Annotated in this window: 21 protein-coding genes and 1 pseudogene; 11 read left to right on the top strand and 11 right to left on the bottom strand. The window is 74.9% G+C overall.

All coding sequences use genetic code 11. The annotated features are described in order from the left end of the window. Positions 1-78: 78 nt before the first annotated feature. The 5 genes from ACZ4U1_RS17570 to ACZ4U1_RS17550 form a co-directional block, all read right to left on the bottom strand. Positions 79-3,948, bottom strand: coding sequence for an nSTAND1 domain-containing NTPase (locus ACZ4U1_RS17570; protein ID WP_467904095.1), 3,870 nt, complete (start codon positions 3,946-3,948; stop codon positions 79-81). Positions 3,949-4,164: 216 nt separating this feature from the next. Next, positions 4,165-4,533, bottom strand: a complete 369-nt coding sequence (locus ACZ4U1_RS17565; RefSeq protein ID WP_467904093.1) for a hypothetical protein — start codon at positions 4,531-4,533, stop codon at positions 4,165-4,167. Between the two features lie 176 nt (positions 4,534-4,709). Then, positions 4,710-5,141 carry a hypothetical protein gene (locus ACZ4U1_RS17560; protein WP_467904091.1) on the bottom strand — a complete coding sequence of 144 codons (432 nt, stop codon included), beginning with the start codon at positions 5,139-5,141 and terminating at the stop codon, positions 4,710-4,712. A gap of 630 nt (positions 5,142-5,771) precedes the next feature. After that, positions 5,772-6,215, bottom strand: coding sequence for an ester cyclase (locus ACZ4U1_RS17555; protein ID WP_467904090.1), 444 nt, complete (start codon positions 6,213-6,215; stop codon positions 5,772-5,774). Between the two features lie 189 nt (positions 6,216-6,404). Further along, entirely contained in the window at positions 6,405-7,316 is a 912-nt protein-coding gene (locus ACZ4U1_RS17550; RefSeq protein WP_467904088.1) for a LysR family transcriptional regulator, read from the bottom strand. A gap of 106 nt (positions 7,317-7,422) precedes the next feature. Between ACZ4U1_RS17550 and ACZ4U1_RS17545 the strand changes: the two genes are divergently transcribed. The 4 genes from ACZ4U1_RS17545 to ACZ4U1_RS17530 all read left to right on the top strand — a co-directional run bounded on the left by ACZ4U1_RS17545 (position 7,423) and on the right by ACZ4U1_RS17530 (position 10,488). Further along, positions 7,423-8,532 carry a pyridoxal-phosphate dependent enzyme gene (locus ACZ4U1_RS17545; protein WP_467904087.1) on the top strand — a complete coding sequence of 370 codons (1,110 nt, stop codon included), beginning with the start codon at positions 7,423-7,425 and terminating at the stop codon, positions 8,530-8,532. Between the two features lie 72 nt (positions 8,533-8,604). Then, positions 8,605-9,222, top strand: a complete 618-nt coding sequence (locus ACZ4U1_RS17540) for a LysE family translocator (protein ID WP_467904086.1) — start codon at positions 8,605-8,607, stop codon at positions 9,220-9,222. A gap of 76 nt (positions 9,223-9,298) precedes the next feature. Then, positions 9,299-9,955, top strand: a complete 657-nt coding sequence (locus ACZ4U1_RS17535; RefSeq protein ID WP_467904084.1) for a maleylpyruvate isomerase N-terminal domain-containing protein — start codon at positions 9,299-9,301, stop codon at positions 9,953-9,955. Continuing rightward, the gene (locus tag ACZ4U1_RS17530; RefSeq protein ID WP_467904083.1) at positions 9,952-10,488 is read left to right on the top strand and encodes a hypothetical protein; all 537 of its coding nucleotides are present in this window, start codon (positions 9,952-9,954) and stop codon (positions 10,486-10,488) included. Before ACZ4U1_RS17535 ends, ACZ4U1_RS17530 begins: the two co-directional genes overlap by 4 nt. 4 nt (positions 10,489-10,492) lie before the next feature. Here ACZ4U1_RS17530 and ACZ4U1_RS17525 read toward each other — a convergent pair whose 3' ends face one another. Then, complete coding sequence (locus ACZ4U1_RS17525) at positions 10,493-11,281, bottom strand: FG-GAP repeat domain-containing protein (protein ID WP_467904081.1); 789 nt, start codon at positions 11,279-11,281, stop codon at positions 10,493-10,495. 36 nt (positions 11,282-11,317) lie between these two features. Here ACZ4U1_RS17525 and ACZ4U1_RS17520 point away from each other — a divergent pair, with 36 nt between their 5' ends. Further along, positions 11,318-11,536: a hypothetical protein gene (locus ACZ4U1_RS17520; protein WP_467904079.1), complete on the top strand. Its 219-nt coding sequence runs from the start codon at positions 11,318-11,320 to the stop codon at positions 11,534-11,536. Positions 11,537-11,609: 73 nt separating this feature from the next. Further along, positions 11,610-12,275 carry a hypothetical protein gene (locus ACZ4U1_RS17515; protein WP_467904078.1) on the top strand — a complete coding sequence of 222 codons (666 nt, stop codon included), beginning with the start codon at positions 11,610-11,612 and terminating at the stop codon, positions 12,273-12,275. A gap of 16 nt (positions 12,276-12,291) precedes the next feature. Here the strand turns inward: ACZ4U1_RS17515 and ACZ4U1_RS17510 are convergent, their stop codons facing one another. Next, the gene (locus ACZ4U1_RS17510; protein ID WP_467904076.1) at positions 12,292-13,188 is read right to left on the bottom strand and encodes an NAD(P)-dependent oxidoreductase; all 897 of its coding nucleotides are present in this window, start codon (positions 13,186-13,188) and stop codon (positions 12,292-12,294) included. A gap of 143 nt (positions 13,189-13,331) precedes the next feature. Here ACZ4U1_RS17510 and cpt point away from each other — a divergent pair, with 143 nt between their 5' ends. After that, positions 13,332-13,865 (top strand): chloramphenicol phosphotransferase CPT, encoded by a 534-nt coding sequence (gene cpt / locus ACZ4U1_RS17505; protein WP_467904075.1) that lies wholly within the window; start codon positions 13,332-13,334, stop codon positions 13,863-13,865. Between the two features lie 625 nt (positions 13,866-14,490). Here the strand turns inward: cpt and ACZ4U1_RS17500 are convergent. Beyond that, positions 14,491-14,694 (bottom strand): annotated as a pseudogene (locus ACZ4U1_RS17500) (CPBP family glutamic-type intramembrane protease); the annotation flags it as partial. 608 nt (positions 14,695-15,302) lie between these two features. Here ACZ4U1_RS17500 and ACZ4U1_RS17495 point away from each other — a divergent pair. From ACZ4U1_RS17495 to ACZ4U1_RS17485, 3 genes are all read left to right on the top strand, one after another. Continuing rightward, a complete protein-coding gene (locus ACZ4U1_RS17495) occupies positions 15,303-17,660 on the top strand; it encodes a histidine kinase (RefSeq protein WP_467904074.1) in 2,358 nt (785 codons plus the stop codon). Beyond that, entirely contained in the window at positions 17,657-18,316 is a 660-nt protein-coding gene (locus tag ACZ4U1_RS17490) for a response regulator (protein WP_467904073.1), read from the top strand. The genes ACZ4U1_RS17495 and ACZ4U1_RS17490 overlap by 4 nt, the downstream gene beginning before the upstream one ends. Before the next feature lie 84 nt (positions 18,317-18,400). Continuing rightward, complete coding sequence (locus ACZ4U1_RS17485; RefSeq protein ID WP_467904071.1) at positions 18,401-19,150, top strand: SDR family oxidoreductase; 750 nt, start codon at positions 18,401-18,403, stop codon at positions 19,148-19,150. A 22-nt stretch (positions 19,151-19,172) separates the two neighbouring features. On the opposite strand, the gene ACZ4U1_RS17480 is transcribed toward ACZ4U1_RS17485, so the two are convergent. Next, positions 19,173-20,237: a YihY/virulence factor BrkB family protein gene (locus tag ACZ4U1_RS17480; RefSeq protein WP_467904214.1), complete on the bottom strand. Its 1,065-nt coding sequence runs from the start codon at positions 20,235-20,237 to the stop codon at positions 19,173-19,175. A 229-nt stretch (positions 20,238-20,466) separates the two neighbouring features. Between ACZ4U1_RS17480 and ACZ4U1_RS17475 the strand changes: the two genes are divergently transcribed. Next, complete coding sequence (locus tag ACZ4U1_RS17475) at positions 20,467-20,613, top strand: hypothetical protein (protein ID WP_467904070.1); 147 nt, start codon at positions 20,467-20,469, stop codon at positions 20,611-20,613. Positions 20,614-20,736: 123 nt separating this feature from the next. Here ACZ4U1_RS17475 and ACZ4U1_RS17470 read toward each other — a convergent pair whose 3' ends face one another. Together ACZ4U1_RS17470 and ACZ4U1_RS17465 are read right to left on the bottom strand one after the other, a co-directional pair. Beyond that, positions 20,737-21,186 (bottom strand): peptidoglycan-binding domain-containing protein, encoded by a 450-nt coding sequence (locus ACZ4U1_RS17470; RefSeq protein ID WP_467904068.1) that lies wholly within the window; start codon positions 21,184-21,186, stop codon positions 20,737-20,739. 176 nt (positions 21,187-21,362) lie between these two features. Beyond that, on the bottom strand, positions 21,363-21,965 hold the full coding sequence (locus tag ACZ4U1_RS17465) for an Rv1733c family protein (protein ID WP_467904066.1): 603 nt from the start codon (positions 21,963-21,965) through the stop codon (positions 21,363-21,365). Positions 21,966-22,082: the final 117 nt, after the last annotated feature.

Below are 22,082 nucleotides of genomic sequence, written 5' to 3'. Positions count from 1 at the left end.
GTCGACAGCGATGTGCGGGCCTTCTTCGACGGGCAACGGGAAACGTTCGGGAAACCCCCGTCCGAGCAGGGTGGTCGGTCAGTGCCGCGGGCACGCGGAGGGGCCGGGGGCGGGCTCGCCGGGCAGCAGGGCTCGGCGGGTCGCCGGGTCCGTGTCCCGGTCCAGGCGGCAGATCTCCGCCAGCCGGGTCCCGGTGTCCAGGTTCCACAGCCGTACGGTGCCGTCGTTGCTGCTGCTCGCCACCGTCCGCCCGTCGGGGGCGAAGGCCACGCCCCACACCGCGTTGACGTGCCCGGAGAGCGTGGCCCACAGCCGCCGTCCGGGCACGTCCCACAGCCGTACCGTACGGTCGTTGCCGCTGCTGGCGAGCAGCCGGCCGTCCGGGGAGAACGCCAGGCCGCGCACCGAGCCGGTGTGGCCGGTCAGCGAGCCGAGGAGCCGGTGCCGGGCCGCGTCCCACAGCCGTACGGTGCCGTCGTTGCCCGAACTGGCCAGGGTGCGGCCGTCGGGGCTGAAGGCGACGCCCCGCACGGCACCGGTGTGGCCGGTCAGCGTGGCCAGCGGACGGTGGGTTCGGGCGTCCCACAGGCGGACCGTCAGGTCGTCGCCGACGCTGGCGAGTTGCCGCCCGTCGGGGCTGAAGGCGACGCCGTTGACGTAGTCGGTGTGGCCGGTGAGGACGGCGAGCGGGCGGCGGCCGGGGACGTCCCAGAGGCGGACGGTGCGGTCGGCGCCCGCGGAGGCGAGGGTGCGGCCGTCGGGCGCGAACGCCACGGCGAACACGGCTCCGCGGTGGCCGTGCAGCACGGTGCGCGGGCGGCGGGCCGCGGTGTCCCAGAGCACCACCGTGCCGTCGGATCCGGCCGCGGCGAGCGTGTGCCCGTCCGGGGCGAAGGCCACGGTGGTGACGCTGCCGCGCTGTCCGGCCAGGGTCGTGGGGGTGCCGCGCCGCCGGGCCGGGTCGGGGTCCCACAGCCGTACGGTGTGGTCGGCGTCCGCGGTGGCCAGCTGCCGTCCGTCGGGCCGGTAGGCGACGGCGGAGACCTCCGTGAACGGGCGGGCGGCGAGTGTCCGTCCGCGCAGGTCCCACAGGACCACGGACTGGTCGAACCCGCCGGTGGCGAGCAGCGTGCCGGTGGTGTCGACCGCCACGGACATCACATAGTCGGTGTGGCCGCTGAGGGTGGTGACGAGCCGTCCGCCGCGGACGTCCCACAGCCGGGTCGTGCCGTCCCCGCTCGCGCTGATCACGGTGGTGCCGTCGCGGGTGTAGGCGACGGCGTTGACGTCGTCGCTGTGTCCGGTGAGGGTCGCGGTGACCCGGCGGCGGCCGACGTCCCACAGCCGTACGGTCCGGTCCACTCCCCCGCTGGCCAGGCCGTGGCCGTCGGGGGCGAACGCCAGGCCGAGCACCGCGTCGGTGTGACCGCGCAGGACGGCCAGTTGCCGGGCCCGGCCGGGGTCCCACAGCCGTACGGTCCGGTCCGTGCCGGCGGAGGCGAGCGTGCGGCCGTCCGGGGCGAACGCGAGCGCGTCGACCTCGCCGGAGTGGCCGCTGAGGCGGGCCACCCGCCGGGGGACGCGGGCGGTGTCCCAGAGCTGGACGGTTCCGTCGGCGGCGGCGACGGCGAGGGTGTGCCCGCGCGGGGCGAAGGCGACCGCGCGGGCCGCTCCGGTGTCCGGCACGAGGGTGGTGCGGGACGGGCGGGCCGGGGACCACAGCCGTACCGGTCCGTCGGTCGACGTGACCGCGAGGGTACGGCCGTCCGGGCTGAAGGCGAGGGCACGGATCCGGCCGGGGACGGTGAGCGTCGCGGTCGTCCGGTGGTCGGTCAGGCGCCGCAGCCGGACGGTGCCGTCCGAGCCGGCGGTGGCCAGCAGGTGGCCGCCGGGGGCGAAGGCGACCGCGTTGACCGGTCCGCGGTGGCCGCCGAGCCGGGCCGCGAAGGGCTCGGCCTGGGTGCTCAGCAGGGCGCCGCGGGTCGTGGCGGTGGGCTGGGTGCGGTAGGCCTCGGCGGCGAGCAGCATCGAGGCCTCCGGGCGGCCCCCGGCCAGCAGGGTGGAGCGGACGGCGAGGGCCTGGGAGCGGGCGAGGCGCTCCTGGGCGAGCGCGTCGGCGCGCTGCCGGTACGCGAGGCCGCCGGCGGCCAGGGCGCAGCCGAGCAGGACGACGAGGGTGGCCGTCATCGCCTGCCGCAGCCGGGTCTGACGCCGGATCTGACGCTGCCGGGCCTCCTCCTCCGCCTGGCTGGCGCGCAGGAACGCCTCCTCCACGGGGCCCAGCGGGCCGAGTCCGTCCGTGTCCGCCGCGCAGGAGCGTACGGTGTCCAGCCGGGTGCCGCGGTAGAGCGCCGACGGGTCGCGGCCCTCGCGTTCCCACGCTGCCGCGGCGTGGCCGAGCTGCTGGCGGACGAGCAGGCCGGCCCGGTCGGCGCTGATCCAGTCCCGCAGCCGGGGCCAGCTGTGCAGCAGGGCCTCGTGCGTGATCTCCACGCTGTCGCTGTCGACGGTGATGAGCCGCGCGCGGACGAACACGTCGAGCGCGGTGTCGGCGCCCGCCGCGTCGGACGGCCGGGCCATGAGGTCGGTACGGCGGACCCGGCGCCGGGTGGCGCCGGCGCCGTCGGAGACCTGCACGAGCCGGGACAGGATGCGCCGGATGGTCTGCTGCTCGGCGGGATACAGCTGGGCGAAGGCGTCCTCGGCGGTGCGTGCCACGGCGCCCTGGATGCCGCCGGTGGTCTCGTACCCGGCGACGGTGAGCGTGTCCGCCTCGCGGTGGCGCCAGGTGGCCAGCAGCGCGTGGGAGACCAGGGGCAGCGCACCGGAGGGCACGCCCCGCCTGCCGGGTTCACCGGCTTCACCGGGTTCGCCGGTCAGTCCGGCGTCCCGCAACAGCAGTGGGACGAGGCCGGGTTCGAGGGTGACGCCGGCGAGTTCGGCGGGGCGGGTGATGGACTCGATCAGCTCCGCCGTGGTCATCGGGGGCAGGACGTGGAGGCCGTCGGTGAAGACCGGGGCGAGTTCGGGCAGGTCGAGGCAGCGGCCGGAGAAGTCGGCGCGTACGCCGAGGACGACCACCGCGGGATCGTGGGCCGCTGACGGTGCGGGTGCGGCCAGCGCGCACAGCACGCGGGCGAAGGTGCGCCGTTCGCTGTCGTCGGCGCAGAGGGTGAACAGTTCCTCGAACTGGTCGACCAGCAGGACGAGCCGGGGCGGTGGTGGTGGCCGGCGCCCGGCCGGGGGTGTGTCCGCGCGGGTCCGTACGGCGCGCAGGAGTGCCTCGGGCCGCTCGGCCAGCCGGGCGGCGGTGAGGTCCAGGTCGCCGCCGAGCACCTTGGCGGCGCGTTCCAGCAGCTCCTCCAGCGGGTGCGCGGTGGGGGTGAGGGTGACGACGGGCCAGCGGTCGGCACCGGCCATCGGGAAGCCGCCGGGGCGCCGCAGGGCGGGCACCAGACCGGCGTTGAGCAGGGACGACTTGCCCGCGCCGGAGGGGGCGACGAGCAGCAGCGGTCCCTTGCCGACTCTGCCGAAGACCCGTTCCACGAGGGCGGCCGTGGCCCGCTCCCGGCCGAAGAAGCGGCCGGCGTCCTCGGTGGTGAACGCCGACAGGCCCGGGTAGGGACAGGCGGACCCGGTGACATCGTTGCCGTCGGCGGGCCGTGCCGGGCGCGGTGGTGCGACCAGGGCCAGCAACTCGCCGTCCGCGCGCAGGATCCGGTCGCAGCGGCGGGCCACGTCGACGGTCGGGCGCTTCGCGCCGGTCTCGATCTTGCTCAGATACCCCTTGCTGTAGTGGGTCTGCCGGGCCAGGTCGGCGAGTGACAGACCGCGCTGCTGCCTCAGTCGTCGTAGGTGTGCGGGGAAGGACGGTGTGGTCGGCACCGCCCGGTCCCCGTCGTTCTCGTTCCGGTTGCCGTTGCCGGCTCCCTGTCGCGGCTCCCCCAAGGGTCCCCCATGGCAAGCGTGCCCAGGCCGTGAGACGGCGGGAGCCCAGGTTACTGCCGGGGTGGGACAGGTGGCCCAGCCATGCGTGCACAGTGGCCGAAAACAAGCTTCCGGAACCGCGGTCGCGGTTCCGGAAGCTTCCCCCGTGATGCCCCCTCGGCCGGCCGTGGTGGGGTACGGCGGGCCGGGGGTCTGTGGACCCCTCCGGCCTTTCGGCTACGGCCGGTTGAGGGTGATGGAGTTGATCGGCGTCAGGTCGGCGTACACGCCCGTCCCCTCGGCGATGGGCGCCCCGCAGCCGGTGCCGTTGTAGCCCGTGCACAGGCTCGCCGTGGCGCCGCCGTACTGGTTGTTGAGGACCCAGTGCCGGCCGACCTGGTTGCGGAGGTTGTGCGGGCCGTAGCTGTAGAAGACCAGGCTCGGCGACTGGGCCGGGTCCTGGTTCTGCGGGTACACGCAGACCGCGCCGTCCGGGCAGCCGGCCCAGGGGTCGGCCGCCGGCGCGGCGTGGGCCGCGCCGCTCATCGCCAGCACCGCCGCGGTGGCGGTCGCGAACGCGGCGGCACCGCGAATCATCTTGCGCATGGTTCCCCCTTGCGGTTCTCCTGCGTGGTCATCGCAGGTCGTGCCTGGTGTTGACGACTTCACGGTGCCGCCGCGGCGGCCCGGAGTCGACGGGTTTCCCGTCGCCCGTCGCCTCCGCCCCCGGGAAACCGCCCGTGACCAGTGGGAAGGGCAGCAGTGGGCAACGGTGTGCGGCGTCAGGTCGGCTGTGACAGGTCGATGGCCCGGTCGACGTCCTCCGGACGGAGCACGCGCAGGATGCCTTCGAGCAGGTAGTAGTCGGCGTAGGGCAGCGAGATCTCGATCCCGTCCTCGGCCGGGCGGTTGCGGGTGCAGCGGGCCACGGCCGCGTCGACGCGGGCCGAGTTCCTCGTCAGGCAGGTGTCCGCGAGCGCGGTGAGCAGGCGCAGCGCCACCTCGCGGTAGGTGTGTCCGCCCGTCGCCGCGTGCAGGTCGAGCAGACCGCAGGCCATGATGGCGCCGGCGGAGGCGTCCTTGATGTCGTACGGCTGCTGCGGCGCGCGGTAGTCCCACACCGGGACGTGGTCCGGGCCCAGCGCCCCGATGGCGAAGTCGGCCAGTTTGCGCGCGGTGTCCCGGAACTCCGTGTTCCCGGTGCGCCGGTACATGGTGTGAAGCCGTAGATCCCCCAGGCCTGTCCGCGCGACCAGCAGGAGGCCGGGCTGTAGCCCTGCACCGTGTTCGGGCCGATGGGTGCGCCGGTGTCCGGGTCGAAGTCGAAGACGTGCGCGGTGGATCCGTCCGGGCGGGGAAAGACGCGCTGCGCGGTCTTCGCGTGTTCAACCTGCCGCGGGGGTTGTACCGCCGGATCAGGGAGTCGGCCGCCCGTACCGCGCCGGTCCGCCACATGTCGTCGCCGGTCAGCCGCCAGGCGGTGACCCACGAGGGGGTGAAGAGGAATCCGAGGTCGTGGGTGGTCGTGTCGTACTGACGGGGGGCGAGGTTCCGGGCCAGAACCCGCCCACCCAGTCCCCTTCTCGACGGCGTGGTCCGCCGCCGCCCCGAGCGTCCGCAGGGTCGTCCCCGATGCCTGCCGGTCCGCGGCCCCCGCGGCCGGCACCGCGGAGGCTCCTACGGCCGCCGCACCGGCCGCCGTGGCCACCAGCGCACGCCGGGAAACGCTCATGGTCGCCCTACAACTCCGCCTCGGACAAGAGAAGTCGGCTGAGCTTCGCACAGCTCCTCCGACCGTGTACACCCACGTGAGCGGAGTTCATCATCATGAACTCAGCAGAGCGTCAGGGCTGAAGGTCCGGCGCCACGCCCAGCTGCCGCAGCTGGGCCAGGACGTCCACGACACCCCAGATCTCGGCGACGCGGTCGTCAGCGAAGCGGACGATGAAGATCTCGCCGTACCGGACGGGCTTCCCGGTGGGCGGCAGGCCCCGGTACTCCCCCCGGTGGGTGCCCGTGACCGTGTTGCGGAGGACGAGCTTGTCCCCTTCGGCCACGGTGTCCTCCGTCGTGACGCGCAGGTCGGGGAACGCGCGCAGCAGCACCTCCCACACGTGTTTGAGCGCCTGCACGCCCGTCATGCCCATCGGTACCGGCGCGTGGAACCGCACGTCCGGCGCGACCGTCTCGTCGATCGTCTGCGAGACGGTCTCCAGGTCGCCGGTATTGACGGCGTCGTGCAGACGACCGAAGGTCGCCTTGTTGCGTTCCGCCTGCGCTGTCGCCATGCGTTCCTCCTCGGATCGGCGTGGGGCATCGGGTCCGTAGTCGCTGCCTCACCTCCTACGACGGGACGGGGCGCCAGGATGTGACATGGCCGCCGCCGACTGCGGGCATGCCGTACACCGGGAGGGCTGTCGGGCGCGCCGGGCGGCTCAAATGGCATCGCCTTGACGGCTGACGGTCATGACGGCCGTTCAGGCCGGCCCGGACGCGGCGCGGTGCAGCGCCTGGCGGCATGCCCGGACGGCCGGGTGCCGGCTGCGGCCCTGGCGTACGGCGGTGAAGACGCGGCGGGTGTGCCGGCCGCGGGGCAGCGGTCGCAGGGCGACCGTCGGAGGCTGCCCGTTCCAGACGAGGTCAGGCAACAGGGCGGCGGCATGGCCCTGTTGGACGAAGCGGAGCTGGAGCAACAGGTCGGTGGTCTCGAACCGTACGTCCGGCTCGAAGCCGGCGGTGCGGCACAGGGTCATGGCCCAGTGCCGCGCGGCGGTCCCCTCGGGCTCCATGGCCCAGGCGTGGCCGGCGAGGGCGCGCAGGGACGCCGTGGGGCCGGCCGTCTCCGCCGCGCGGACCGGTCCGGGCAGGGCGAGGCGGAGGGGGTCGTCCAGCAGGTCCTCCTCCTCGACGCCCGGCGGCCGGGGGTTGGGGTTGCCGGGGTACTCCTCGGCGATGACCAGGTCGAAGTCGCGGGCCTGGAGCGCGGGCAGGGCGGCTTCGGGGGGCATCTGGGTGACGTGGACGCGCAGGCCGGGGTGGCGCTCGCGCAGCAGACTCAGCGCGGGCGGCACCAGAGCGAGGGCGGCTGTCTGGAACGAGGCGATGCGCAGGGTGCCGGTCAGTTCGGTCAGGGAGGTCGCGATGTCCGCCTCGGCCCGTTCCAGCCGTTCCAGCACGGCCTCGGCGTGTCCGACGAGGATCTCGGCCTGGGCGGTCAGCCGTACCCGCCGGCCGACCGGTTCCAGCAGCGGAACGCCGACCTCCGCCTCCAGCTGGGAGAGCTGCTGGGAGACGGAGGAGGGGCTGTACGACAGGGCGGCGGCCACGGCGGCGAGGGTGCCGCGGTGTTTGAGCTCGCGCAGCAGGCGCAGTCGGTGCAGGTCGTACATCGCCGTCCACGTCCCCTCGCCGGGCCCCACTCATCGGCTTTCCTGACGAATATAGGTCGAAGACATTCGCTGGACCGAGCGAAAGGGGGAGCGGCAGGCTGAGGGGATGCGAGAGAAGACTTCGTTGTCCGCCGGGGCGCCGCCGTGGTTCGTACGGCCGGCCGCCCGGTCCTGGCGCTGTGCGCCGGCCCCTGCCGAGGTGCGGGGGTTCCACGCCTCCCTGCCCGCCTACGCCCCCACTCCGCTGAGGGAACTTCCCGCGCTCGCCGATGAGTTGGAGGTGGGCCGCGTCTTCGTCAAGGACGAGTCGGCGCGCCTGGGTCTGCCCGCCTTCAAGGTGCTGGGCGCCTCCTGGGCGGTGCACCGGGTGCTGGCGGCGCGTGCGCGGGGGCAGGTCACCCTGGTCTGCGCCACGGACGGCAACCACGGCCGGGCCGTGGCCCGGCTGGCCCGGCTGTACGGCCGGCGCGCGCATGTCTTCGTCCCGGACGGGCTCCATCCGGACGCCGTGGCCGCCATCGCCGCCGAGGGTGCGGCGGTGACCCGGGTCCCGGGCCCGTACGAGGAGGCCGTGCGCCGGGCGGAGGAGGCGGCCGGCGCGCCGGACACGGTGCTGCTCCAGGACACCGCGTGGGAGGGGTACGAGACGATCCCGGGCTGGATCGTCCAGGGCTACTCCACCCTGTGCGCCGAGATCGACGAGCAGTTGGCCGCCGCCGGCGCCGCGGCGCCGGGGCTGGTGGCCGTCCCGGTGGGGGTCGGGTCGCTGGCGCAGGCCGTCGTCACCCACTACCGCAGCCGTACGACGACACCGGCCACGGCCCTGCTGTCGGTCGAACCGGACTCCGCCGCCTGCCTCCTGGCGAGCCTCACCCAGGGCGTCCCGGTCGGTGTCACCACCGGGGAGACCGTCATGGCCGGGCTGAACTGCGGGACGCTGTCCCGTACGGCCTGGCCCGTGCTGCGCGCCGGGCTGGACGCGGCGGTCGCCGTCACCGACGCCGACAGCAGCCGCGCGGCGGCGGACCTCGCCGGGCTGGGCGTCTCCTCGGGGCCCTGTGGTGCCGCCGCGCTCGCCGGGGTCCGCGCCGCACTCGCCGGCGAAGGCGCCGCGGAGCGCCGCGAACTGCTGGGGCTCGGGCCCGGCTCGGTGGTCGTCCTGCTGAGCACCGAGGGCAACGCCGCCAACCCGCACTTCCCCGCACCACGCCGCTGAACACCCTGCTCACCGAACAGTTCGGAGGACACCCGCGTTGCCGACCTACTCCCCCGCCTCCGTGGCCGCGCCATGCTGACCGAGTTCGCGCCCGCCGTCGCCGTACTCGGCCTGCTCACCATCGCCCCCGGCCCGGACATGGCGATCGTGACCCGGCGCGCCGTCACGGCCGGAGCCGGTGACGCCCTGCGGACGGCCGGCGGGATCGCCGCCGGACTGCTGGTGTGGGGCGCGCTGGCCGTGGCCGGACTGGCGGCCGTACTGGCCGCTTCGCCCGCGGCGCACCTGACCGTCCGGCTGCTCGGGGCCGGCTACCTGGTCTTCCTGGGCGGGCAGGCGCTGTGGCAGCAGCACCGCGACCAGCCGGGACCGGCCGCCCGCGGCGAGACCCGTCCGGCCGGCGGCGCGCCCTGGCGGACCGGCCTGGTCAGCAACCTCCTCAACCCGAAGATCGCCGTCTTCTACACCGGGCTGCTGCCCGCCCTCGCCCCCGCCCGGCTGCCCGCCGCGTGGGCCATGGCGCTCCTCGTGCTGCTGCACGCCACGCTGACCGCCGTGTGGCTGAGCGGCTATGTGCTCCTGCTGTCCAAGGCCGGCCCGGTGCTGGAGCGGCCCCGCGTCCGCCGGGCCCTCGGGCGGGCCACCGGTGTCGTGCTCATCGGCTTCGGCGTCGCCCTCGCGGCCTCCTGACGGTGAGCGCGGCGGCCCGCCCCGGGCCGGCGGGAATTCGCTCGAAGGACCGGCCCGGCGCTGCTACTTTGCGGCCGTGGATCTCTTCTCGCGCTCGTGGACGGCCCTGCGTACGGCGGTCGCCGAACTCCCCGACGAGGACTTCGCGCGGCCGTCGGGCTGTACCGGCTGGCTGGTCCGGGACCTGGTGTGCCATCTGGTCATCGACGCCCAGGACGTGCTGATCACCCTCGTGACGCCGGCCACGGCGGAGCCGACGCGCAACGCGGTGACGTACTGGAACGTCACCGGCACACCGCCGTCCGGTGACGACCCGCTGGACGCGCTCACCGTCCGGCTGGCCGCCGCCTACGAGGACCCGGAGCTGCTGAAGTTCCACCTGGACGACGTCGGTTCCGCCGCCGGGCGCGCGGCGGAACTGGCCGACCCGGAGCAGCGGGTCAGCACGCAGGACATGGTCCTCACCGTGGGCGACTACCTCTTCGCGTACGTCCTGGAGTGGACCCTGCACCACCTGGACCTGATCGCCCACCTCCCTGGCGCGCCGGAACCCCCCGCCGAGAGCCTCGCCCGGTCCCGCGCCCTGCTGGAGGAGATCGCCGGAGCCTCCTTCCCCGCCTCCTGGTCCGACCAGGACACCCTGCGCATCGGCACCGGCCGCCGGTCCCCGACCAGCACCGAGCAGGCCGAACTGGGCGAACTGGCCGCGAAACTCCCGCTCGTCCTCGGGTGAGCGCGCGGCACCGGGTCTACCGGTACCTGGGACCGGCCGAGCTGAGACCCGGCGCGGATCCCGGCCCCGACGTCGGCCGCATCGGGTCCGCAGCCGACTTCGAGGTCTGGGCCGCGGCACGACCGGCGGCCGAACTCGACGAGCCGTTCACCTACGTGGTCGGGACGGACGGCGCGCTGCGGCTGGCTCCGCGCCGAAGCGAGCATGTGGCCTGTGCCGGTGGACACCCGGTGCGGAGCGCCGGTGAGATCTCGTTCGCCCGCTGTGCCGGGCGCTGGACGGTGACCGACGTCAGCAACCACTCCACCGGTTACTGCCCGGACGTCACCTCGTGGCCCGCGGTCGCGGAGGCCCTGGAGCGGGCGGGCCTGGCGCATCCGGGCGGCTTCACCCACGCGGTGGTGTTCCGGCGCTGCCCCGCCTGCCAGGAGCGCGGCATCGTGCGCGAGGGCGAGTTCGTCTGCGTCTTCTGCGGCGGCGAGCTGCCCGGGACGTGGAACGTGGATGCCCCGGGATACGGCCGTCTCACGTGAGGTGTCATCCGGTCGGCCGCCGTGCCCCGCACGCGGGGTAGAACGGTGTCAGGCCGGAGTCGGAGAGGGTGGCCGGGGGGTCGTATCCGGTGCCCGGGGCGTCCGTGGTGTAGGCGCGGTTGTCGGGTGCGAGGCCGGTGCGGGGGGCGCCGAGGCGGGCCTGGGTCTCGTAGGTGCCGTCGCCGGAGTAGGTGTAGGCCGCCAGGTCGGGATAGCGGTCGTGGTTGTAGTCGGCCACGGCGATGTCCTTCGTGGCGCCCAGGCCGAGGTGGACGGTCCGCCGGCTGCGGCCGGTGACGGAGAAGGGGCCGAACCTCAGCTCGGCCACGCGGGGCGGGACCGGGTCGTCGCCGGCCTGTTCCGCGCCCGCCACGACGACCAGATCGCTCCAGCCGTCCCGGTCGAAGTCCGCCACGGCGGCGCTCACGTACGCCTGCCGGCGCCCGGGGCGGTCGGCCAGCCCCCGGGCGGAGACGGTCGCTTCGCGGGGCGAGCCGACGCCGAAGGTGACGGCCAGCAGGGCGCCGCGGTGGGACGGGTCGGTGATCCGGTCCGGGTGGCCGTCGTTGTTCACGTCGGCGATCAGGGCCCCGGACCCGGTCAGACACGCGGTGACGGCCGGCGGTGCGGTCGGGCGCGGCGGAGGTGCGCCCAGCGAGTCCTCCCCGCCGGCGAGCAGCAGCAGGCCCGCCGCCGTCAGGGAGGCGGTGCGGGTGAGGCGTCCGGACCGGGGAGTCCGCCGGTTCCGGGCACGGCCATGGGCAGGGATCGTACTCCCCTGCGCCATTGACATCAGAAGCCAGTCCTTTACCGTAGACCTCCGCACAGCATGTCGCACAGCTTTCGATACCTTGAACCCCCGTCCCCGCCGCCGGAGTTCGCCGCCTGGCACCGCTTCGACGAGACCTCCGGCAGGACGGCCGCGGACGCGTCCGCCGTCGACGGCCGCGAGGCGGGCCGGAACACCGGCGTCACCGTCGAGCCCTCGAACTTCGGCAACCACATCCGGGCCGCCTACATCGGCCGGCCACACTCACCCTGCCGGTGACTGCGACAACGGTGAAAACAGGTCGACCCGCCCGTATCATCCTGGTGTCGCACCGTCAGGAGCGGAGGGAAAGATGCCGGAAAGCGCTGGGCCTGTCACCGAGCTGACCTCTCAGTACGTCAGCCAGGTGACCAACGACCTCGAACACAATCTCAAGGAGCAGGAGCGCATCTCGGCGGAAATCGCCGCGCTGCAGGAGCAGTTGACCACCCTGCAGCACGACCACGCCATCCTGCTCAGCATGCGGCAGGCACTCGGCATCACCGCACCGGCCGGTGGGGTGGTCGTCCCCTCCCCCCGGAAGAAGAGCGGCGGTACGCGGCGCGCCGACGCCAAGAAGCCGGCGGCGAAGAAGGCAGAGGCGAAAAAGACAGAGGTGAAGAAGGCGGCGGCCAGGAAGCCGACGGCCGGCAAGGCGACGGCCAGGAAGGCGACTTCCGAGCCGGCTCAGCCCACGCTGGTCGAACTCGTCCGCCGGCACCTGGAGGAGCAGAGGGAACCGCGCTCCGCCGCCGAGGTCACCGAGGCGCTGGTGCGGGCGCATCCCGAACGCGGCATCCAGACCAAGGTCGTACGCACCACTCTGGAGAATCTCGTGGCCAGGAACGGCGCCCAGCGCACCAAGCAGGGCTCGTCCGTCTTCTACACCGTGCCGGGGGAATCGGCAGGGGCCTCGCCAGCGGAACCGGCAGGGGACTCGCCGGCGGAGACGACGGAAGGCCCGCACACCTCCGCCTGAGGGTACGGGTCCTCCCTCAGGCCGGCGGCCGGTCGTCGGTGTCGAAGCTGGCGAAGTAGGCCGCGGCCATGTCCTCCTGGGCGTGGCCCTGTGCGGCGGCGCGCTCCAGGCGTGCGGCGCTGGCGGCGGCCACGTCCAGACGCACGCCGTGCTCCTCGCCCGCCCGGACGATGAGCCCGGCGTCCTTGACGGCCGTGGCCACCGCGAACTGGGCGGGGGTCAGCCGGCCGTCGAGGATGAGCTTCGACTTGGCCCGCAGGTACCCCATGTCCAGCGGGCCGCCCTCGATCGCGTCGAAGAAACCCTGCGGGTCCACGCCGAGCGCCTTGGCCAGGGCCAGTACCTCGCCGGTCGCGGCGGTGGCCGCGAGGACCCAGCTGTTGGCGACCAGCTTCAGCCGGGTCGCGGTACCGGCCGCGCCGTCCTCGCCGGTCCACACGGTACGGGTGCCGACCGCGTCGAACACCGGCGTCACGGCGGCCCGGTGCTCGCCGGGCCCCGCGGCCAGGACGAGGAGCCGGCCGGCCTCGGCGGGTTCGCGGGTGCCCAGCACCGGCGCGTCGAAGAAGACCAGGCCGTGCTCGCGGGCGAACGCGGCCAGGTCACCGACGGCCTCGACACCGGCGGTGCCGGCCTGCGCCCAGGCGGCGCCGGAGCGCAGGGCGGGAGCGGCCTCGCGCATGACGTCCAGGGTGACCGGGCCGTCGTGGAGCATGGTCAGGACGACGTCGGCGCCCTCGACGGCCTCGGCGGGCGTACCGGCGACGCGGGCGCCGTCGGCGGCGAGCGGATCGGCCTTGGCACGGGTGCGGTTCCAGGCGCGGACGGTGTGTCCGGCCCGCACGAGATTGCGGGCCATCGCGGCGCCCATGATGCCGGTGCCCAGGACGCTCACGGTGAGCTTGTCGGTCATGACCTCAACTTCCTGAAGTGGGGGGCCTGCGGGGGCCACTGGGGAGATCTTCCACCAGCCGGGCGTGCGGCACACCGAGCCGGCCCTCCGGCGTGCCGTCCCGCCGGTCGCGGTTCCGCCGTTCCCGTCGTTACCGTGGCCCGGTGACGACTCAGGTGATCCTTCTCAACGGCGGTTCCAGCGCGGGCAAGTCCGGGATCGTGCGGTGTCTGCAGGCCGTACTGCCCGACCCCTGGCTGGCGTTCGGGATCGACGCGTTCGTGGACGCGCTGCCGCCGGCGCTGCGCGGGGCGGACGGCGGGATCGAGTTCGCCCCGGACGGCGGGGTGCGCATCGGGGCGGGCTTCCGGGCGCTGGAGGCAGCCTGGATGGCGGGTGTCGCGGCGACGGCCCGCGCGGGCGCCCGGGTCGTCGTGGACGACGTCTTCCTCGGCGGCACGGCCTCCCAGGAGCGGTGGCGCAAGGCCCTGTCCGGGCTGGCCGTGCTGTGGGTCGGCGTCCGGTGTGACGCGGAGGTCGCCGCGGCACGGGAGATCGCCCGGGGCGACCGGGCCCGGGGCATGGCGGCGGCCCAGGCGGACGCGGTGCACGCAGGGGTGTCGTACGACCTGGAGGTGGACACCACCCGCACCGAGTCCCTGGTGTGTGCGCGGACCATCGCCGCGCGGGTCGGCTGACCGGCGGAAGCAGGGCCTCACCCACGACTTCGCGACGCTCGACGCCCCGCACGGCAGCCACACCGCCGAGGCCGCCCTCACCTGCGGTCCGCGCCGTCTCCTCCGGCGGCCGGGGACGCGGGCGGAAAGACCGTACCCGGCGCCGGAACAGCCGAGGCCGAGCCGGCCTGACCCACCCACGGCGCGGCACCAGCCGTACCGGCCGCCGGCTGACCGGACCAGGGCGGCGGCGCGGGGGCGCCGGCCGCCGGCTCGGTCCAGGGCGGCGGCACGGGGGCGCCGGCTGTCGGGTGGCCCGGCCACGTGGACGGCGTTGCCGGGTGGCCCGGCCACGTGGACGGCGTGGCGGCGGCGTACGGGTACGCCATGACGAAGGCCGGGGCTGCGCCACGGGCTGCGGGGCCGGGGCCGTGCGGTCCAGTCGGCGGCGGCGCAGCCACCACGCCACGGCCGCCGTGTACAGCACGATGCCCAGCACGTCGAGCGCGACCAGCTGCCAGCTCGCGTCGGCAGCGGTCTCGTCGCTGTCGAGCCCGTCGACGACGGCGGCCGAGACGCCGAAGGCGAAGAGGTTGTTGACTGTGTGCAGGGCGATGGACGCCTCGAGTCCGCCCGTCCGCCAGGTGAGCCAGCCCGCGGCCAGTGCGAACATCACCAGGTCGGCGAAGCCCCAGACGGTGCCCAGGCCGTGGGCGGCGGCGAACAGGACGGCCTGGGGCAGGACGGCGGCCCACGGCGAGCGCAGGAACGCCCCGGCGGTCTGTGTCAGCCAGCCGCGGAACACGTACTCCTCGGCGGCCGCCTGCACCGGCACGAGCAGCACCAGCATGGCCAGGGCCCGCGCGAAGGCCGACCAGCCCACCCACTGGCTCTCCGGTTCGCCGTCCGCGGGCAGCAGGAACATGACGGCCATCGCGAGGCCGAGGATCGGCACGGCGGTCAGCACGCACAGCAGCAGCCAGCGCCATCTCAGCCGCCCGGTCACGGAGGAGACCGTGCCGGCCGGGCGCCTGCCGATCCAGCGCACGGTCAGCAGCAGGACGGGTATGCCCACCGCGATCGAGAGCAGGTCGAGAGCGGTGCCCGAGACGGGGCCGAACTCCGGCCAGCCGTCGGCGTCTTCCGGGTATCCCAGGGCCGAGCCCAGGGCCGCGGAGAAGAGCATGAGGGCGATCAGCGCGATCGCATAGGCCACCGCCACGACCAGGGTGCCGAGCAGGGGGCGCCACCACCGGTAGTGGGGGGAGAGTCGGGCGAGGCGGTGGTACGGGAGCCGCTCGGCGAGCTGTGGCTGTGTCATGCCGCAAGACTGCCAAAGACACACGGGCCCGCCATCGGCCCGTGGCACGAACGGCATCTCTATCCCTGGTTGGGGACGGGCCTCCCCCTCGGGTACGGTGCCCGCCGCACGGGGCGGGCCCTACGCTCGTCGGCGACATGGAGACGATACGTAACTGGCTGCTGCCCCTGCTGCTCGCGGCCGGGCAGGGCGCCCTGCTCTGGCCCGGGGTGGGCCCCGACGGCGCACCCGGCGGCCCGGCCCTGCTCGTCGTGCCGGCCGCGCTGGCCCTGGAGACGGTCGCGCTGGGACGGCGCCGGACCGCCCCGGTACGGGCGCTGGCCTGCACCCTGGGCGCCGCGGTCCTCGGCGGACTCGCCTGGCCGGACGGCTATCTGGGCCTCGGCTCGCTGATCGCCCTGTACTCCGTCGCGGTCCGCTGCCCCGTGCCGGTGACGGTGCGGGCCGTGGCCGCCGGGGTGGGCGTCGAGTGGGTGCTGGCCGCCGTACTGGAGGGGCCGCGGGTCGCGCTGCTGTCCGACATGGCGATCGCACTCGGCGTGTACCTGCTGTGCGCGGGACTCGGTGAGGCACGGCGCCAGTGGCTGGCCGGCCGGCTCACAGCGGCCCGACGGCTGGCCGGGGCGGAGCACACCCGCCGGCTGGCGGGCGACCAGGAGCGCCGGCGACTGGCCCGCGAACTGCACGATGTGAGCGCCCACCACCTCACCTCGGTGGTGGTGACCGTCGACGCCGCGCACCGGCTCCAGGACAGCAGGCCCGATCTGGCCGCCGAGGCCCTGTCGTTCGCGGAGCGCACCGGCACCGAGACCCTCACGGCGCTGCAACGGCTGGTGGGGCTGCTGCGGGACACCGACCGGCCGGACCACCGGCCGATGAGCGGGCGGATCGAGGAACTGGTCGCAGGTTTCGGCCGCTTGGGCCGTCCGGTCACCGCACGGATCCCCGCCGACCTGGCCGGTCCGTCGGCCGAGGCGATCCACGGCATCGTCCGCGAGGCCCTCACCAACGCGCTGCGGTACGCCCCGGGGGCCGTCTGCCGGGTGCTGGTCCGGCGGGCGGACGGTGTGCTCGAACTGACCGTGGAGAACGCGCCGCCGCGCACCGCGCCGCAGGGTGCCGGGGATCTGGGCGCGGGGCGCGGCCTGGCCGGGATGCGGGAGCGGGCCGCCGCGGCCGGTGGTGAACTGACCGCCGGGCCCACGCGGGACGGCGGCTGGCGGGTGCGCGCGACGCTGCCCGACGGCGCCGAGCCGCGGCGGCCGCGCGAGCAGGGCTGGCGGCGTGACGTGCTGCGTGAGCAGCGGCTCGCCGATCCCGCGCTGGCGCTGGCCGCGATGATCCTGCCCGTCTCGTTCGCGCTGGCGCTCACGGAGGACTGGTCGGCCGCCGCCCGGCGCGCCGCGCTGCCCGCGCTGCTGCTCGTCTGCGGACTGCTGGTGCTGCACGCCCTGCCCCTGCTGTGGCGCAGACGGGCTCCGTGGACCGTACTCGGGGCCGTACTCGCCACGGCCTGGCTGGGGCCGGTGGCCGTCGCCGCGTGGCACGTGCCGCCCCGGGCGGCGGAGTTCCTCGTCCTGGGGACGCTGGTGGAGACGCTGGCCGTATACGCGGTCGCCGGGTACGGGCAGGGGCCCGGGCGCACGTGGCCGGCGCCCGCGGCGGCGACGCTCGGGACGGCCTGTGCCGTGACGGCGATGTCCCGCGCCGACGGTTCGGTGGCGGGCGAGCCGATGGGCCCGGGTGAAGCCGTCCTGCTGGCCTTCCTGCTGTCCGTCCTGCTGGCCCCGGTGTTCACCGCCGTGTGGGGCGCCGGCCTGTTCGTGCGGCGGCGCCGGCTGCGTGCCCTGGCGTACGACGACTTCGCGTTCGCCACCTCGATGTGGCAGGCGGACCGGGCCGCGGAGGCCGAACGGCAGCGGCTGGCCGCCAGGTTGCGCGACGCGGTGCTGGAGCACACGCGGGCGCTGGTCGCCGCGGCCCGGCGGGGTGAGCTGGCGGAGGTGGCGGAGACGGCCAGGGCGGCGCTGGCGGCGATGCGGGAGATGCTGCACAGCCTGGGTGACAGCGCGGGCGAGGGCGAGGGGCCCGGCGGCCGGCTCGCTCCGTCGCCGACCGTCGCCGATCTGGACGCGCTGTGCGGCGCGTTGCGGTCGGGTGGCCGTGATGTACGGGTGCGGGGCCTGCCGGAGGCAGCCCGGGAACTGCCGCCGTCCGTGCAGGTCTCGGTGTACCGGATCGTCGAAGCGGCGCTCGGCGCGGGCGATCCGGGTCCGGCCCGGGTGACCCTGCGGCGCCGCCGCGGCACCCTTCGGATCACGGTGACGGGGGTACGGCTCGCGGTCGCCGGCCCGGTCGCCGAGCGCCTGCGGGTGCAGGTCGCCGCGGGCGAGGGGCGGATCCTGTGCGAACCAGCCGGTACCCTACGGGTGTCGTTGCCGGCCGGAGCCGTTCCGGCCCCCGTCCAGGAGGTGTCCCCGTCGCCGTACGTGTGATCGTCGTGGACGACCAGGCCGTCGTCCGGGCCGGATTCGCCGCCATCGTGGCCGCCGAGCCCGATCTGACCGTGGTCGCAGAGGCCGGCGACGGGGCGACGGCGGTGTCGCTCGCCGCCGAGGAGCAGCCCGACGTGGTCCTGATGGACATCCGGATGCCGGGCATGGACGGCCTCACGGCGACCCGGCTGATCACCGCGCCGGCCGGCGGACCGCGGGTGCTGGTGCTCACCACGTTCGACCTGGACGAGTACGTGTACGAGGCGCTGCGCGCCGGGGCGTCCGGGTTCCTACTGAAAGACGCCCGGCCCGAGGAGCTGCTGTCCGCGATCCGGGTGGTCGCGGGCGGCGACGGCATCCTGGCGCCCGCCGTGACCCGCCGCCTCATCGACACCTTCGCCCGCAGCGCCCCGCCCGTTCCCACGGCCGCCGGTCCCCTCGGCCGGCTCACCCAGCGGGAACGGGAGGTCCTGCTGAAGATCGCCTCCGGTCTGACGAACGCGGAGATCGGCGCCGAACTCGGTGTCACCACGGGCACGGTCAAGAGCCATGTGAACGCCCTGCTGTCCAAACTGGGCCTGCGGGACCGGGTCCAGGCCACGATCCTCGCCTACGAGACGGGCCTGATCAGCCCCGGCGGTGTCCCACGGCGCTGACCGCGTCCCGGCCGGCCCCGGCCGCCGAGGTCGATGTCCGTTGCCCGCCGGTGTCCCCCCCTGGCCGTCGGGTGGAATGGGGTCATGACTTCACGAACTGATCTGCGGGGCAGGACGGCACTGGTCACCGGCGGCAGCCGGGGCATCGGTGCGGCGACGGCACGGCGGCTGGCACGCGAGGGTGCGGACGTGGCCCTGACCTATGTGCACGGCAAGGACGCGGCCGAGGACGTCGTACGGGACATCGAGGCGCTGGGGCGGCGGGCGGTGGCCCTGCGCGCCGACTCCGCGGACGCGGCGGAGGCGGCCGGCGCGGTACGGCGCGCGGCGGAGGAACTGGGCGGACTGGACGTCCTGGTGGGCAACGCGGCCATGGGGGTGATGGGGCCGCTGGAGAGCCTGTCCCTCGCCGACGTCGACCGGCTGCTCGCGGTGAACGTGCGCGGCGTGTTCCTGGCCGCCCAGGCCGCCGCCGCGCTCATGGGATCCGGCGGACGGATCATCACCGTCGGCAGCTGCGTCACGGCGCGGGTGCCGGGGCCGGGCGCCACGCTGTACGCGATGAGCAAGTCGGCCGTCGTCGGGCTGACGAAGGCCCTGGCGCGGGAGCTGGCCGGGCGCGGCATCACGGCGAACGTCGTGCACCCGGGCCCGACCGACACCGACATGAACCCCGCGGACGGCCCGTACGCGTCGGATCAGGCGTCCATGACCGCGCTGGGCCGCTACGGCACGGCCGAGGAGGTGGCGTCCATGGTGGCGTTCCTCGCGGGGCCGGAGGCGGCGTACGTGACGGGCGCGGAGTTCTCGGTGGACGGCGGATACGGAGCGTGACGGGCCGGGGAGGACGTGCGCGTCAGGACTCTTCCAGGCGGCGTACGTCCTCCTCGTCCCACTTCCTGGTGTCGCGGGGCCGGGTGTAGGGCTCGGCCCGGGGCGGGTGGCCGCCGGCGATGGCCCGCTGCCGTACGGTCTCCGCGTCGAACTCCAGGCCCAGCAGGATGGCCAGGTTGGTGATCCACAGCCAGACCAGGAAGACGATGACGCCGGCCATGGTGCCGTAGGTCTTGTTGTACGAGGCGAAGTTGGCGACGTAGAACGCGAAGCCGGCGGAGGCGGCCATCCAGATCAGCAGGGCGAGGACGCTGCCCGGGGTGATCCATCGGAAGCCCTTGACCTTGGCGTTCGGGGTCGCCCAGTACAGGATGGCGATCATCACGGTGACCAGCAGGACCAGCACCGGCCACTTGGCGATCGCCCAGACGGTCAGGGCTGTGTCGCCGAGCCCGAGGGCCTGCCCGGCGCGGCGGGCCAGGCCGCCGGTGAAGACCACGATCAGCGCGCTCGCCACGGCGAGGACCATCAGTACGACGGTGACGCCGACCCGCACCGGGAGGATCTTCCACACCGGGCGGCCCTCGGGCATGTCGTAGACGGCGTTGGCGGCGCGGATGAACGCGGCCACGTAGCCGGACGCCGACCAGACGGCGAGCAGGATGCCGAGGAGGGCCACGACCGAGCCGACGCCGGCACCGTTCCGCAGCTGTTCCACGGCCCGGGTGATGATGTCCCGGGCGGGACCGGGCGCGAGGCCCTTCAGGTTGGCCAGCACCCGGTCCGTGGCCGACCGGCCGGCGACGGCCAGCAGGGAGACCAGCACCAGCAGGGCGGGGAACAGGGACAGGACGGCGTAGTAGGTGAGCGCCGCGGCCCGGTCGGTCAGCTCGTCGTCCCGGAACTCACGCAGGGCGCCCCGGAACACCGCGGGCCACGCCCGGCGGGGCAGTTTCACGGGGGTGGCCGGTGCCCGCCGCTCGACTTCCGGGGCGGGACCGGCCTCCTCGGGCGCCGGGATGTGCGGCGCCGGGGTCTCGTCGGCGGCCTGCCGGTGGTGCCGCCGGGGTACGTGCAGCTTCGCCATACCGACCGGGTATCCCCGCCGGGCGGGCTCACGCCCCCGGCCGGCGGTTGACTCTCCGGTCCGGCCGGGGCGCGGCACCAGGGCCGAGAGCGGCGCGGTGCCGGCGAGGCCGAGGGCGGCGATGGCGGTCACAGCGGTGCAGCCGTGGTCGTGGGCGTGCCGGCCGGCCCGCAGCAGGGCGTCGGCGGTGCGGGCGCGCTGGTGCGGGGCCAGGTCCTCGAACACCCCCGTGACGTCCACGCCCTGCCTGCTCGGCGCCCAGGCCCACCCCGGACCGCGCTCCCGGCCGGCCCGCCCCGCCTCGCTCTTCGCCCGCCTGGTCCGAGCCGCCGTGGCCCGTGCCAGAGCCGGCCCCGCCCCGCTGACCGTCCACTGACGCCCGCTCACCGTCATCTGACCGACGCGCCGCCGACGGGCCGTGTGCGGGACGGCCCGCCCGGGCCCCTCCGCCCCGCAGCGGGGGCGGAAGGTGCTCCGGGCGGGCCGCCGTGCCGCCGCCTCAGTGGGCGTTGGCGAACCGCTTGAACGCGGCCTTGGTGCCGGCGCCGGCGATCCCGTCGATGGGACCGCGGTAGCCGTAGCTGTCCTTCAGGAGACGCTGGAGCGCCTTGACCGTGCCCTTGCCGACGACGCCGTCGATCGGGCCGGTGTAGCCCCAGTACTTCTTCAGGCAGCGCTGGAAGGCCTTCCAGCTGTTGGTGCCGAGCTTGCCGTCGATGGAGCCCCGGTAGTTCCAGTACGTCTTCAGCCAGCGCTGGACCTTCTTCGCCTGGGTGGCGTTCAGGCCCAGGTTGTTCACCGCCTGCGGGGTGACGGCCTCGCTGACCGCCGCCGGCTGGGCTGCCGCGGGCGCGGCGAAGCTGGTGCCCGCGGCGGCGAGGCTGCCCGCGGCCAGTGCCACGGTGGTCGCGGCGGCGAGCAGGGTCCTGCTGAAGATGTTGGTCTGCATGTGTTTCCCCCTGGTTGACGAGTGCCTCACGGCACGCCACACAAGCTACGTGCCGGGGCACGGCACGTCGCCAACCCGGGAGTTGACGCCCGGCTCCACCGGCCGCGGTAGCTCCGGGCCGGTGTACAACCTCCGCGGTAGGTCCAAGGGGGGCGCGTGCCGCCCGCCGTGCGCCGTCAGCCCCTGCCTCCGCTGAGGTTCCCCCACCGGGGTCCGATCTGCTTCCACTCCTCGTCCCACTCGGCCATGCGCCGCCGGATGAGCCGGCCGCGGACCAGCCATCCCGCGCCCCAGACCAGCGCGCCGGCCGCCGGGGCGACGAGGGCACCGGTGAGCGCCGACTGCAGATCGGCCGCCGCTCCGGTGACGGGGGCGGGCACGACGCGGTCCGCCTGGTTCGTCCACACGGTGACGTGGGTTCCGGCGGGGGCGCCCGGGTGGACCTTCGCCCGGTCGTTGTGCACCGAGCCGTCCGTGTCCGTCCAGCGCACGACGGCCCACACCCGCCCGTCGTCGTATCCGGTGCCCGCGGCCGGGGTCCGCGCCGCGTCGTCGGTGAGTACGGCGGACACGGGACGCAGCTGGGCCTGCCGCGCCGCGAACGCCGCCTCGGAGGTCCGGGCCGCCACCATGCCCGCGAACACCCCGGCGACCAGGGCCAGCACCCAGCCGGCGAGGACGATCCAGGCCTCGACGACATCGCTGTGCCGCCGGAGCGGGTTGCGCCGCCACCGCCACAGCCGCACCCGGGTGACCGTCGTGGGAGGTGTCCGTGTCATCGTCACCGCCTCCTCTCGCACACCGGCGGCCCGAAGCCGGGGCGGCCCCCGCGGTCTCCCGGACCGGTCGCCCGGGCGAGGGGCATGACACCATCCTGCACCTCTCCCCGCCGGACG

The sequence above is a fragment of the Streptomyces sp. NPDC028928 genome, assembly GCF_055564915.1.
This window is presented reverse-complemented; position numbering and strand designations above follow the sequence as displayed.